6 protein-coding genes, 2 tRNA genes and 3 rRNA genes are annotated in these 13,958 nt (G+C 55.7%); 10 read left to right on the plus strand and 1 reads right to left on the minus strand.

Annotation, left to right across the window (positions count from 1 at the left end; genetic code table 11):
• Positions 1-149 precede the first annotated feature (149 nt).
• Positions 150-1,046: a formate/nitrite transporter family protein gene (locus OSW16_RS05995; protein ID WP_267821499.1), complete on the minus strand. Its 897-nt coding sequence runs from the start codon at positions 1,044-1,046 to the stop codon at positions 150-152.
• Positions 1,047-1,503: 457 nt separating this feature from the next.
• Between OSW16_RS05995 and OSW16_RS06000 the strand changes: the two genes are divergently transcribed.
• The 10 genes from OSW16_RS06000 to OSW16_RS06045 all read left to right on the plus strand — a co-directional run bounded on the left by OSW16_RS06000 (position 1,504) and on the right by OSW16_RS06045 (position 13,951).
• Positions 1,504-3,040, plus strand: a 16S ribosomal RNA gene (locus tag OSW16_RS06000).
• A gap of 86 nt (positions 3,041-3,126) precedes the next feature.
• A tRNA-Ile gene (locus tag OSW16_RS06005) sits at positions 3,127-3,203 on the plus strand.
• Positions 3,204-3,229: 26 nt separating this feature from the next.
• Positions 3,230-3,305: transfer RNA gene (locus tag OSW16_RS06010), tRNA-Ala, on the plus strand.
• Positions 3,306-3,547: 242 nt separating this feature from the next.
• Positions 3,548-6,439: ribosomal RNA gene (locus OSW16_RS06015) — 23S ribosomal RNA — on the plus strand.
• A 134-nt stretch (positions 6,440-6,573) separates the two neighbouring features.
• A 5S ribosomal RNA gene (gene rrf / locus OSW16_RS06020) occupies positions 6,574-6,689 on the plus strand.
• The 16S, 23S and 5S rRNA genes sit together here with 2 tRNA genes alongside, the layout of an rRNA operon.
• 282 nt (positions 6,690-6,971) lie before the next feature.
• Positions 6,972-8,615, plus strand: a complete 1,644-nt coding sequence (locus OSW16_RS06025; protein WP_267821501.1) for an acetolactate synthase large subunit — start codon at positions 6,972-6,974, stop codon at positions 8,613-8,615.
• A 204-nt stretch (positions 8,616-8,819) separates the two neighbouring features.
• Positions 8,820-10,754: a flavin monoamine oxidase family protein gene (locus OSW16_RS06030; RefSeq protein ID WP_267821502.1), complete on the plus strand. Its 1,935-nt coding sequence runs from the start codon at positions 8,820-8,822 to the stop codon at positions 10,752-10,754.
• A 149-nt stretch (positions 10,755-10,903) separates the two neighbouring features.
• A complete protein-coding gene (locus OSW16_RS06035) occupies positions 10,904-11,800 on the plus strand; it encodes a nitrilase family protein (protein WP_267821504.1) in 897 nt (298 codons plus the stop codon).
• A 10-nt stretch (positions 11,801-11,810) separates the two neighbouring features.
• The gene (locus OSW16_RS06040) at positions 11,811-12,965 is read left to right on the plus strand and encodes a hypothetical protein (RefSeq protein ID WP_418942033.1); all 1,155 of its coding nucleotides are present in this window, start codon (positions 11,811-11,813) and stop codon (positions 12,963-12,965) included.
• A complete protein-coding gene (locus OSW16_RS06045; RefSeq protein WP_267821507.1) occupies positions 12,962-13,951 on the plus strand; it encodes an asparaginase in 990 nt (329 codons plus the stop codon). Before OSW16_RS06040 ends, OSW16_RS06045 begins: the two co-directional genes overlap by 4 nt.
• Positions 13,952-13,958: the final 7 nt, after the last annotated feature.

Genomic DNA, 13,958 nt, shown 5'->3' on the forward strand with positions numbered 1-13,958 from the left:
CTAGCCCGGACCAGTGGATAGAGTGTCAGCCTTGGCAGGTTGAGGTGGCCCCTGTTTAGCTGCGTGTTTTGCCAGGGGCCTGGCCGCCTAGGATTCCCAGGTTGAACTGCGTTGGCGAGCCCGAACCGGCAGCGACTGCACGCTTCGGATCATTGCTTGTCGTCCTGCTTGCCGAACGAAGACCTTTTTTCATCCTTTAATAGCTGCGAAGGTGGCTTGCCGCTGTCGCTGCGCACCTGGGCGTGGCTGATCAGGGCAAAAATGAAGCTGCCGCCAATGATATTCCCGGCCAAGGTCGGCAAGGCAAACTCCAGCCAGAAGCTGCGCCAGGTTTCGTCTCCCGCCCAGACCAGATAGGACACCTCGACCGAACCTACGACGATGTGTGTGAAGTCGCCCAGTGCCATCAGGTAGGTGACCATCAGGATGATCCAGATCTTGGCGTGCTCCATGGAAGGGATCATCCACACCATGGTCGCTATCATCCAGCCCGATATGATGCCCTTGGCGAACATCTGGCTGATATCGTTCTCCATCACCTTGCGGCCGATTTCAAGGAAGGCGACGTCCGTCTTGCTGTCGAAAATGGGCAGTTCGAGCATGACCCAGGCGACCAGCAAGGTGCCTGCCAGGTTGCCTACCAGTACTACGCCCCATAGGCGCAACAGGCGCCCGAGGTTGGCGAAGGTTGGTGTCGTCATTACCGGCAGCACCGCTGTGAGGGTGTTTTCCGTAAACAGTTGTTGACGCGCCAGGATCACCGCAAGAAAGCCCGCGCTGTAGCCGATGCTGGCGATGACCTGTGCACTCTCACCTTCGGGCAGGCGGGCGTAGAAAAGCCCCATGGCCATGAATGAAAGCCCCATGGTCAGGCCAGCTGCCAAGGCCGACCACCACAGCGCCGCCAGGGTCCGCTCCAGTTCCTGGTCGCCCTGGTAGCGAATGATTTCGTGCAGAACCGCCGCCCTCGGGGGTTGGTTATGGCTGACTTCCTTCTCTTCGTCAGCCGACAGGCCAGGGGTCTTCTCGCTCTGCGCATCGCTCATGCCATTGCCCTCCACGGAGTGTTTATCTACAGAGCGATGGTTCATGCATTTAGTTGCCCAGCGGCTGCAAAATGCGAGGCGAAGTTTTTTTAGATCAAGGTGTTGACTCAAATTTCAAACCGCGTATTATTCGCCTCCTCGCAGCGTTGAACGCGGTGAGGCAGGCGGTAAGTTGTTGAAGTTCAAGGCTTTTGAAAGAAAGCGGATTCAAAAAAACTTCAAAACAAACGCTTGACAGCAAGTGAGGAAAGCGTACAATGCGCGCCTCGGTTGAGGCGAAAAGCGCTTAACCAAACGCTCTTTAACAAATCGAATCAAGCAATTCGTGTGGGTGCTTGTGAGTACGGACTGATAGTCAAAAAGATTATCAGCATCACAAGTGACCATGCGAGAAATCACATAGTCATTTGAGATTGCTGAGCCAAGTTTAGGGTTTCTTAAAAACCCAAGCAGTATTGAACTGAAGAGTTTGATCATGGCTCAGATTGAACGCTGGCGGCAGGCCTAACACATGCAAGTCGAGCGGATGACGGGAGCTTGCTCCTTGATTCAGCGGCGGACGGGTGAGTAATGCCTAGGAATCTGCCTGGTAGTGGGGGACAACGTTTCGAAAGGAACGCTAATACCGCATACGTCCTACGGGAGAAAGCAGGGGACCTTCGGGCCTTGCGCTATCAGATGAGCCTAGGTCGGATTAGCTAGTTGGTGGGGTAATGGCTCACCAAGGCGACGATCCGTAACTGGTCTGAGAGGATGATCAGTCACACTGGAACTGAGACACGGTCCAGACTCCTACGGGAGGCAGCAGTGGGGAATATTGGACAATGGGCGAAAGCCTGATCCAGCCATGCCGCGTGTGTGAAGAAGGTCTTCGGATTGTAAAGCACTTTAAGTTGGGAGGAAGGGCATTAACCTAATACGTTAGTGTTTTGACGTTACCGACAGAATAAGCACCGGCTAACTCTGTGCCAGCAGCCGCGGTAATACAGAGGGTGCAAGCGTTAATCGGAATTACTGGGCGTAAAGCGCGCGTAGGTGGTTTGTTAAGTTGGATGTGAAAGCCCCGGGCTCAACCTGGGAACTGCATCCAAAACTGGCAAGCTAGAGTACGGTAGAGGGTGGTGGAATTTCCTGTGTAGCGGTGAAATGCGTAGATATAGGAAGGAACACCAGTGGCGAAGGCGACCACCTGGACTGATACTGACACTGAGGTGCGAAAGCGTGGGGAGCAAACAGGATTAGATACCCTGGTAGTCCACGCCGTAAACGATGTCAACTAGCCGTTGGAATCCTTGAGATTTTAGTGGCGCAGCTAACGCATTAAGTTGACCGCCTGGGGAGTACGGCCGCAAGGTTAAAACTCAAATGAATTGACGGGGGCCCGCACAAGCGGTGGAGCATGTGGTTTAATTCGAAGCAACGCGAAGAACCTTACCAGGCCTTGACATGCAGAGAACTTTCCAGAGATGGATTGGTGCCTTCGGGAACTCTGACACAGGTGCTGCATGGCTGTCGTCAGCTCGTGTCGTGAGATGTTGGGTTAAGTCCCGTAACGAGCGCAACCCTTGTCCTTAGTTACCAGCACGTTATGGTGGGCACTCTAAGGAGACTGCCGGTGACAAACCGGAGGAAGGTGGGGATGACGTCAAGTCATCATGGCCCTTACGGCCTGGGCTACACACGTGCTACAATGGTCGGTACAGAGGGTTGCCAAGCCGCGAGGTGGAGCTAATCTCACAAAACCGATCGTAGTCCGGATCGCAGTCTGCAACTCGACTGCGTGAAGTCGGAATCGCTAGTAATCGCGAATCAGAATGTCGCGGTGAATACGTTCCCGGGCCTTGTACACACCGCCCGTCACACCATGGGAGTGGGTTGCACCAGAAGTAGCTAGTCTAACCTTCGGGAGGACGGTTACCACGGTGTGATTCATGACTGGGGTGAAGTCGTAACAAGGTAGCCGTAGGGGAACCTGCGGCTGGATCACCTCCTTAATCGACGACATCAGCCTGCTGATGAGCTCCCACACGAATTGCTTGATTCTTTGTATAAAGACGATGCTGTAACGCGACCCTGTTATAGGTCTGTAGCTCAGTTGGTTAGAGCGCACCCCTGATAAGGGTGAGGTCGGCAGTTCAAATCTGCCCAGACCTACCAATTACTTGGTGCGGCCTAGAAAATACGGGGCCATAGCTCAGCTGGGAGAGCGCCTGCCTTGCACGCAGGAGGTCAGCGGTTCGATCCCGCTTGGCTCCACCACTCTTTCAGGTTGTACAGCTTTCAGAACTTAGAAATGAACATTCGGTGATGAATGTTGATTTCTGACTTTTGTCAGATCGTTCTTTAAAAATTCGGATATGTGATAGAAATAGACTGAACACCAGTTTCACTGCTGGTGGATCAGGCTAAGGTAAAATTTGTGAGTTCTGCTCGAAAGAGCAACATGCGAATTTTCGGCGAATGTCGTCTTCACAGTATAACCAGATTGCTTGGGGTTATATGGTCAAGTGAAGAAGCGCATACGGTGGATGCCTTGGCAGTCAGAGGCGATGAAAGACGTGGTAGCCTGCGATAAGCTTTGGGGAGTCGGCAAACAGACTGTGATCCAGAGATCTCTGAATGGGGGAACCCACTCAGCACAAGCTGAGTATCTTGTACTGAATACATAGGTGCAAGAGGCGAACCAGGGGAACTGAAACATCTAAGTACCCTGAGGAAAAGAAATCAACCGAGATTCCCTTAGTAGTGGCGAGCGAACGGGGACCAGCCCTTAAGTTGATTTGAGATTAGTGGAACGCTCTGGAAAGTGCGGCCATAGTGGGTGATAGCCCCGTACACGAAAATCTCTTATCAATGAAATCGAGTAGGACGGAGCACGAGAAACTTTGTCTGAACATGGGGGGACCATCCTCCAAGGCTAAATACTACTGACTGACCGATAGTGAACCAGTACCGTGAGGGAAAGGCGAAAAGAACCCCGGAGAGGGGAGTGAAATAGAACCTGAAACCGTATGCGTACAAGCAGTGGGAGCCTACTTTGTTAGGTGACTGCGTACCTTTTGTATAATGGGTCAGCGACTTATATTCAGTGGCGAGCTTAACCGAATAGGGGAGGCGTAGCGAAAGCGAGTCTTAATAGGGCGTTTAGTCGCTGGGTATAGACCCGAAACCGGGCGATCTATCCATGGGCAGGTTGAAGGTTAGGTAACACTGACTGGAGGACCGAACCGACTACCGTTGAAAAGTTAGCGGATGACCTGTGGATCGGAGTGAAAGGCTAATCAAGCTCGGAGATAGCTGGTTCTCCTCGAAAGCTATTTAGGTAGCGCCTCATGTATCACTGTAGGGGGTAGAGCACTGTTTCGGCTAGGGGGTCATCCCGACTTACCAAACCGATGCAAACTCCGAATACCTACAAGTGCCGAGCATGGGAGACACACGGCGGGTGCTAACGTCCGTCGTGAAAAGGGAAACAACCCAGACCGTCAGCTAAGGTCCCAAAGTCATGGTTAAGTGGGAAACGATGTGGGAAGGCTTAGACAGCTAGGAGGTTGGCTTAGAAGCAGCCACCCTTTAAAGAAAGCGTAATAGCTCACTAGTCGAGTCGGCCTGCGCGGAAGATGTAACGGGGCTCAAACCATGCACCGAAGCTACGGGTATCACCTCTGGTGATGCGGTAGAGGAGCGTTCTGTAAGCCTGTGAAGGTGAGTTGAGAAGCTTGCTGGAGGTATCAGAAGTGCGAATGCTGACATGAGTAACGACAATGCGAGTGAAAAACTCGCACGCCGAAAGACCAAGGTTTCCTGCGCAACGTTAATCGACGCAGGGTTAGTCGGTCCCTAAGGCGAGGCTGAAAAGCGTAGTCGATGGAAAACAGGTTAATATTCCTGTACTTCCAGTTATTGCGATGGAGGGACGGAGAAGGCTAGGCCAGCTTGGCGTTGGTTGTCCAAGTTTAAGGTGGTAGGCCGAGATCTTAGGCAAATCCGGGATCTCAAGGCCGAGAGCTGATGACGAGTTGCCTTTAGGCGACGAAGTGGTTGATGCCATGCTTCCAAGAAAAGCTCCTAAGCTTCAGATAACTGGGAACCGTACCCCAAACCGACACAGGTGGTTAGGTAGAGAATACCAAGGCGCTTGAGAGAACTCGGGTGAAGGAACTAGGCAAAATGGCACCGTAACTTCGGGAGAAGGTGCGCCGGTGAGGGTGAAGGACTTGCTCCGTAAGCTCATGCCGGTCGAAGATACCAGGCCGCTGCGACTGTTTATTAAAAACACAGCACTCTGCAAACACGAAAGTGGACGTATAGGGTGTGACGCCTGCCCGGTGCCGGAAGGTTAATTGATGGGGTTAGCGCAAGCGAAGCTCTTGATCGAAGCCCCGGTAAACGGCGGCCGTAACTATAACGGTCCTAAGGTAGCGAAATTCCTTGTCGGGTAAGTTCCGACCTGCACGAATGGCGTAACGATGGCGGCGCTGTCTCCACCCGAGACTCAGTGAAATTGAAATCGCTGTGAAGATGCAGTGTATCCGCGGCTAGACGGAAAGACCCCGTGAACCTTTACTATAGCTTTGCACTGGACTTTGAATTTGCTTGTGTAGGATAGGTGGGAGGCTTTGAAGTGGGGACGCCAGTTCTCATGGAGCCATCCTTGAAATACCACCCTGGCAACTTTGAGGTTCTAACTCAGGTCCGTTATCCGGATCGAGGACAGTGTATGGTGGGTAGTTTGACTGGGGCGGTCTCCTCCCAAAGAGTAACGGAGGAGTACGAAGGTGCGCTCAGACCGGTCGGAAATCGGTCGTAGAGTATAAAGGCAAAAGCGCGCTTGACTGCGAGACAAACACGTCGAGCAGGTACGAAAGTAGGTCTTAGTGATCCGGTGGTTCTGTATGGAAGGGCCATCGCTCAACGGATAAAAGGTACTCCGGGGATAACAGGCTGATACCGCCCAAGAGTTCATATCGACGGCGGTGTTTGGCACCTCGATGTCGGCTCATCACATCCTGGGGCTGAAGCCGGTCCCAAGGGTATGGCTGTTCGCCATTTAAAGTGGTACGCGAGCTGGGTTTAGAACGTCGTGAGACAGTTCGGTCCCTATCTGCCGTGGACGTTTGAGATTTGAGAGGGGCTGCTCCTAGTACGAGAGGACCGGAGTGGACGAACCTCTGGTGTTCCGGTTGTCACGCCAGTGGCATTGCCGGGTAGCTATGTTCGGAAGAGATAACCGCTGAAAGCATCTAAGCGGGAAACTTGCCTCAAGATGAGATCTCACTGGGATCTTGAATCCCCTAAAGGGCCGTCGAAGACTACGACGTTGATAGGTTGGGTGTGTAAGCGCTGTGAGGCGTTGAGCTAACCAATACTAATTGCCCGTGAGGCTTGACCATATAACACCCAAGCAATTTGCTTCTGCAGATTGCGGTGGTGAAGATGATACGAACCGAAAGTTCGCAACGAACCACAAATATCGCATATCCGGATTCGCTGGGCTGTCCATCTGGACATTCTGGCTACAGAATTTCTTGACGACCATAGAGCATTGGAACCACCTGATCCCATCCCGAACTCACTAGTGAAACGATGCATCGCCGATGGTAGTGTGGGGTTTCCCCATGTGAGAGTAGGTCATCGTCAAGATTCATTTCGCAAAACCCCTATCTGCGCGAGCAGGTAGGGGTTTTGTCTTTCCGATATTCGCACACCTTTCTCCAGGCAAAGATGTTTTGTCCGTCTCGCACCTGCGCAAACGCGCCGAAGGGTGCGACAATTAATCCTGTTCGTTTACGTGACTTTGCCCCGCCCAAGCTGCGTCAAGGCTTAGGTTCGGGGCACCCTCGCGCCCGGATAGAGCGATGCCAGCGTGCCGTGCTGCGCATTTCTGGACCTTCACCGTCCTATACAACTGAGGTTACAAGCAAGATGGCCAAGGCCGCCGATGTCGTTGTGCAATGCCTGGAAAACGAAGGTGTCGAGTATGTGTTCGGCATTCCTGGTGAGGAAAACCTCGACCTGCTGGAATCCCTGCGCAAGTCGAAGATCAAGCTGGTACTGACCCGCCACGAGCAGTCTGCGGGCTTCATGGCAGCCACCTATGGCCGCCTGACCGGCAAGACCGGCGTCAGCCTGTCGACCCTGGGCCCCGGCGCTACCAACCTGGTAACCGCCAGTGCTTACGCCTACCTGGGCGGCATGCCGATGATGATGATTACCGGCCAGAAGCCGATCAAGAAGTCCAAGCAGGGCCGCTTCCAGATCATCGATGTGTGCGGCATGATGGATCCCATCACCAAGTACACCCACCAGTTCGCCTCGGCCGACAACATCCCTTCGCGCATGCGTGAAGCGTTCCGCCTGGCCGAAGAAGAAAAACCGGGTGCCGTGCACCTGGAGCTGCCGGAAGACATCGCCGCCGAGCAGACCGATGCCATGCCGATCCCGCGCAGCCTGCACCGCCGTCCGCTGGCCGAACATGTGGCTATCGAAGCTGCCATCGAGAAACTGCGCACCGCACGCAGCCCTATCCTGGTGATCGGTGCCGGCGCCAACCGCAAGATGACTGCCAAGGTCCTCAAGCAACTGGTCGACAAGACCGGTATCCCGTTCGTCACCACCCAGCTGGGCAAGGGTGTGGTTGACGAGCGCAGCCCGCGCTTCCTGGGTAACGCGGCGCTGTCGTCCGGTGATTTCGTGCACCGTGCGATCGAAGCGGCCGATCTCATCGTCAACATCGGCCACGATGTGATCGAGAAGCCGCCGTTCTTCATGGTCCGTGGCGGCACCGAAGTCATCCATATCAACTTCCGTTCCGCCGAAGTCGACGCCGTGTACTTCCCGCAGGTTGAAGTGATCGGCGACATCGCCAACGCCGTCTGGCAGATCGCTGAAGGCCTGGGCGACACTTCGCACTGGGACTTCACCCGCCTGATGGCGATTCGTGAAGCCAACGAAGCCCAGATCGCCGAAGGCGCCGACGATGACCGCTTCCCGGTCTACCCTCAGCGCCTGGTTGCCGATATCCGCCGCGTACTGCCGTCCGAAGGCATCGTCGCCCTGGACAACGGCATCTACAAAATCTGGTTCGCCCGTAACTACAAGGCTCACAAGCCCAACACCGTACTGCTCGACAACGCCCTGGCGACCATGGGTGCTGGCCTGCCGTCGGCGATGGCAGCCCACCTGGTGTACCCGGACCGTCCGGTGATCTCGGTGTGTGGCGACGGTGGCTTCATGATGAACAGCCAAGAGCTGGAAACCGCAGTCCGTCTTGGCATGCACGTTACCGTGGTGATCCTGCGTGATGACGGCTACGGCATGATCCGCTGGAAGCAGGCCAACATGGGCTTCACCGATTTCGGCCTGGACTACGGCAACCCGGACTTCGTCAAGTACGCCGAAGCCTACGGTGCCAATGGCCATCGCGTAGAAAGCGCCGAGGGTTTGCTGCCGCTGCTCGAGCACTGCATCAAGATCCCGGGCGTGCACGTGATCGACTGCCCGGTCGATTACAGCGAGAACGACCGCATCCTCAACAGCGAGCTGCGTGAGCGCGCGCTGGCGGTGTAAGTCCTAAAGTCCAATCCTTGGTGAACCGCCTCCCCCAGGGGAGACGGTTTACCGGGGATCAGGCTGCCCAGGCATCACAACAGTGTCGGCTTTCCAGCGGTCACGCGGCAGAGCCTGCATTCATGGGCGTACATATCCACCACCGCTCAGGTCTTACGATTCACCATTCTCACGTTCTCAAGCCCCCATGGAGAACACGAGAACATGACCATTGGATCGTCATACAATCACCCCGCCAACTTGGCCATTGAGCCTCCTTCACCCACGCAACCTTGGGCTGCACGCTTCCCGAATCCACCAGACCTTTGCTTTGACTATCGCCGGCTGATCGAGCAAGAAGGTGGTATCGCGCGTGCTGTTCAACCGGAGCATCGGATCTGCATCGTCGGCGCTGGCGTTACCGGTTTGACCGCTGCCCGTGAGCTGCTGCGTTGTGGCTTCACACAAATCACTTTGATCGAGCAATCCCAGCGTATTGGCGGCCGCCACCTGACAGTGGTGAACAACCTTGGCGATTACAAGCACCCTAAAAGCCCTTTTGAAATGGGGGCAATGCGCATGCCCTTCTTCAATAGAACGGGGGAGCCTGCCAAGGACGGACGTTCGCTGATGGCCTACTACGCCAAATTATTCGACTTGCGCCTCTCCGACTTTCCCAACCCTGGTACACCTTGGGTGAATGCCACAGGGATCTACCTGCGAGAAGGCCAGCTTGACGAAAGTAAAGATCCGGCCCTTCTGATCTGGCGCAATCCAGAAGGAGACACTCCTCCTCCTACGGACACCCTGCAGCGCATTCACGGGAAATGGACACGCTTTGCAGAGCTGTTCGCCGAAAAGGTTGCCACTATTTACGGCACGCAAAGCTGGGAATCGATGTGGTCTGCCATTGTAGAAAGGTATCACCGGCTATCGTTCCGGGAGCTGGTTCACCAGCCTGTTCTTGACCGCTGGGATCCAGCAAACCCCGGTGACTTTGGCGGGTTAGGCATGGATAGAGATGAGTCGGCAATCTTCTATGCGATAGGTATCGGTGATGGCAGCTGGGGTGCATTCTATGATGTCTGCTGCCTGTACCCTCTGCGCACTGCGATCTTCGGCTTCAGCAGCCACTTGCAATTGGTTCACGGGCGTGTGGATGAGGAGGGCATACCTTTCGCCGCACCGTATCTGGAAGTCGAGACGGTGCCTGACAGCAAGGGGGTAATGTTCCAGGCACCTGCCTATCTTGGCCTGGCAGCGATGGATGACTGCCTGCTGTTCATGGATATTGATACTCAGGGCACGTCATTGTATAGCCATCTTGCTCAACGTGATGATGGCCTGCTGACTGACAGTTCGGTGTGCGGTCTGCAGAAACTGCCGAATGGTCGTATTCGAGTTCAATACCGTTGGCAGTGGAGCAATTCAGAGCGAGAGCAGTTGCTGCACGATGATTTCGACAGCGTTGTTCTGACCACGCCATCCTGGTTGATTGAAACTCAGATCCGGCTTAGTGATTTCAGCCGGGAGTCTTTGCCGCAACCGATCATGGATGCCTGGAAGCATGCCCATTGGGAAACCAGCTGCAAAGTCTATGCGCCGCTCCAGAAATCCTTCCTCGATCGCCAACTTCCTTTGCCACAAATACTGATCACTGACAGCTTTGTCCACGACGTGTATGCCTACCGCTACAACGACAGCTACACCGATGATTGCATCCTCCTCAGTTACACCTGGGAAGACGACGCCACCAAACTGGGGGCGTTTTCTGATGAGGAGCTCGCACAGAAGTGCATCAATGAGCTTGATCGGATCCTGTTGCGCTGTAGCAATATCGGTGAAGCCATATCGCCTTACATCGATACTCGAAACATTCGTATACAGCGATGGATGACTGATAGAAACGCCCTCGGCTGCGCAAAACTTTATCGAGCAGGCACCTATTACGACGTTGTTGGCGTGATGAAATACAACCGTGAACTGAGTGCATCCTCGGGACTTTATTTGGCTGGGGAGTCCTTCTCTGTTGATGCGGGTTGGACGGAGCCATGTCTGCGTACGGCAGTCGACACGGTCATAAACATCTGTGATCGCACATCAGCCAAGTTCCATGGTGGCTTCACCCTCGATCACTATCCGCATTATCAAATTCGGTAAACAAAGCGTTTGAAGGTCTTCGAATAGGCCGTTTCCTACCAAAACTCTTCACTTTTCCTACAGGTCTCTGGGAGCGGGCTGACTGTCGCTCCCCAGCCTGGCCCCGCTTTACTGGCGCTCTTCCACAACAACCATAAAAGGAAGCCGCCATGTCCGAACAATGCCTCCCGATAAGCCCGGTAAAAGTTGCCGTCATTCAGTTCGACCCTCAGGTCGGCCTAGAAAATCGCAATGCCAACCTGAAACGCGGGTTGGCGCTGGCCCGTCGAGCGGCCCGTGAAGGCGCCGGCCTGATTGTGCTGCCTGAACTGGCAGACACCGGTTATACCTTTCAGTCGCGTGCCGAAGCCTATGCTCATGCCCAGACGCTACAGGACGGGCCCAGCCTCCAGGCGTGGGCGGACTTTGCTCAGGAGCAACAGGTTTATCTGGCCGCAGGCTTCGCGGAACGCGATGGTCTGAAACTCTATGACAGTGCAGTACTGTTCGGGCCAGGAGGGATGCTTGGGCATTACCGCAAGGCTCACCTGTGGAATCAGGAAAAGCTGTGGTTCACCCCCGGCGACTTGGGTTTCCCTGTTTTCGAAACGCCCATCGGGCGTATAGGTTTGTTGATCTGTTGGGATATCTGGTTTCCCGAGGTCCCCCGCTTGATGGCGGCCCAAGGCGCCGACATCCTCTGCAGCCTGAACAACTGGGTATGGACGCCACCACCGCTGTTCGATGTTGCCGGCCGTTGCATGGCTTCTTACCTCACCATGACCGCAGCACACGTCAACAATGTTTATATCGCCGCCGCCAATCGAATCGGTAGCGAGCGGGGAGGCCGTTTTCTGGGCTGTTCGCTGATCGCTGGGACCAATGGGTGGCCTATCGGCGAAATGGCCAGTGCAGATCACGAAACCATCCTCTATGCCGATGTCGATCTCAGCGCGGCCCGTTCGGCGCCAATCTGGAACAGCCTCAACGATTTGCCACGAGACCGGCGGACAGATCTTTACGACGCCACGCTCGGCTACCGCATGCATGCACCCATGCCACGCTGAGGAGATGGTAATGAAGGTTAAGTTCATTTCTTCCCAGCAATTGCTTCCTGCGTTGATGCTTGCCGGCCTGACAGCATTGCTGACTGCCAGTGTGGTACTGGGTCAATGGCCCGATTATGCACAGTGGACTGCGACCCTTGATCAGCCACTAAGCCGCCTGCGCTGGATAGTCGCAGACATCAGCGAAGTCACTTTCTACAAGCATGAACTACCCGCTCTCGGCTTGCTGCTCGGCGCTTGCCTGGCGCATTGGGCCTATATCCGAGGCTACCGGTGCCAGGGCTTCGCCGTCTGTTATGGCAGCGGTTTGTGGCCCTGGGTTGTCACCAGCTCGCTGCTAGGGCTGCTGCTCAGTCATACCATGTGGGGCTGGACCCTGGCCAGTGGCGCCTGGCAACCCACATTCGTCGCCTTCGTCTCGCTGCCGGCTGCCATGGTGCTGCTGTTTGGTGGCGGCTGGCAGGTAACGGTCACTGGTGCGGTCCTGGGTGCACTGCTGGTAGCACCAGCCAGCCTGTTGCTGGTCAATTACCTCTGCTACCCCCTGCAGTTACCTCCCGTGATCGGCACTGTCAGCGGGATGGCTGTAGCAAGCGTGATGGCTTTCATGCTGTGCAGGCGTTTTCCTTCGTTGGTCAAGGGCGGCCGCAGGCCCGCGACGTTGCAGGCCGTTGCGCCAAATCCGGACTATGGAGTGCTCTGGTCACTCCGGCGAGTGCTGGCCGATTTTAGCGAAGGCCCATTCTTCGGAAATGAACTGGCCAGTCTGGGGCTCTTGCTGGGGGTGCTGGCCGCCTACATGCTAGCGCCCGCTGCCCCCGCCTATGGCTCGCAACTGGTTGTTCAACTGTTGGCCGGGCAGGGGTTGTCTTCGTTGATTGGTGTTGTGATCTGGCGGCGTCAATGGCAAGCACGTGGCTGGTATCCCACTTATATCCCCATCGTGTCCATCGTTCCTGCCGCGATACTGACCCATGGCGGTAGCTGGCAGGTGGTCATGCTCAGTGCAGTGTCGGGCGCACTGATCGCACCGCCGTTGGCTGTGGCCATCAGCCAGCGATTACCGAGCTATATGCATGGCTACATCGGCAATGTTCTGTCCATGGCCATCAGTACAGTCGCTATCGTGCCGCTGGTCGGTCTTGTTACGGGAGTTGGCATATGACGGAAGTTGAAAATTTGCCTCGCTTGTCGATTGCCAGCCTGGGAGGAACGGTCAGCATGCAGGCCGATGCTCCTGGGCGGGGAGTGACGCCGAGTCTCGATTGTGAGAAGCAATTGGCCTTGCTACCCCAATTACGTGAGATGGCGCAGCTTGAAGTTGCCACGCTGTGCCTTGTCCCTAGCGCCTCCCTGAGTTTCGTGATGCTTCTTGAGGTGCTGGCCTGGGCCCGTGTTGAAATCGAAGCTGGCTCACAGGCAGTGATACTGACTCAGGGAACCGACACGCTGGAGGAGACGGCGTACTTCTTCGACCTGCTCTGGCCTTACGATGCGCCGCTGGTGCTCACCGGTGCAATGCGCTCGGCCAGCCAGCCGGGGAGCGATGGGCCGGCCAATCTGCTGGCGGCGGCGCAGGTAGCACTGGCTCAGGAGAGTAGGGGACGAGGTGCGCTGGTGGTGATCAACGATCAGATCCACTGCGCAACGAGGGTTCGCAAGACAGCCAGCCTGGCGATGGCGGCGTTCGAGTCGCCTGGCAGTGGTGCCGTTGGAGAGCTGGTAGAAGGCATGGCGGTTTATCGTCAAATGCCTTGCCCGCGCGCCGTGCTACCGCTGCCCGAACGCGTTGAACATCGGGTTGCACTGCTGGAGGCCTGCCTCGATGCAGATACCGCCTTGCTGCAGGCTGTGGCGGCCTTTGGGTTCGAGGGGCTGGTAATAGCTGGTTTCGGTGCTGGGCACGTTTCCAGCGCCTGGTCCGATGTGCTGGGTGAGCTCGCGCCGAATCTGCCAGTGATTGTCGCTACCCGCACCGGAAGTGGTACCACCGCTCGGTCGACCTATGGCTTTGCGGGGGCAGAGATCGACTTGCAGTCCAAGGGCGTACATATGGCCGGGCAGCTGTGTCCGCGCAAGTGTCGAATATTGTTGTGGTTGCTACTCGGCTCGGGGCAACAGTCGTCGCTGTGCACCTGGCTACCCCATTAGGGGAACT

The organism is Pseudomonas putida, assembly GCF_026625125.1.
GTDB lineage: Bacteria > Pseudomonadota > Gammaproteobacteria > Pseudomonadales > Pseudomonadaceae > Aquipseudomonas > Aquipseudomonas putida_X.

Bases quoted from the DNA above. Each gene is read 5' to 3' on its own strand.
- OSW16_RS05995 (WP_267821499.1), bottom strand. From the start codon at position 1,046: ATGAGCGATGCGCAGAGCGAGAAGACCCCTGGCCTGTCGGCTGACGAA.
- OSW16_RS06025 (WP_267821501.1), top strand. From the start codon at position 6,972: ATGGCCAAGGCCGCCGATGTCGTTGTGCAATGCCTGGAAAACGAAGGT.
- OSW16_RS06030 (WP_267821502.1), top strand. From the start codon at position 8,820: ATGACCATTGGATCGTCATACAATCACCCCGCCAACTTGGCCATTGAG.
- OSW16_RS06035 (WP_267821504.1), top strand. From the start codon at position 10,904: ATGTCCGAACAATGCCTCCCGATAAGCCCGGTAAAAGTTGCCGTCATT.
- OSW16_RS06040 (WP_418942033.1), top strand. From the start codon at position 11,811: ATGAAGGTTAAGTTCATTTCTTCCCAGCAATTGCTTCCTGCGTTGATG.
- OSW16_RS06045 (WP_267821507.1), top strand. From the start codon at position 12,962: ATGACGGAAGTTGAAAATTTGCCTCGCTTGTCGATTGCCAGCCTGGGA.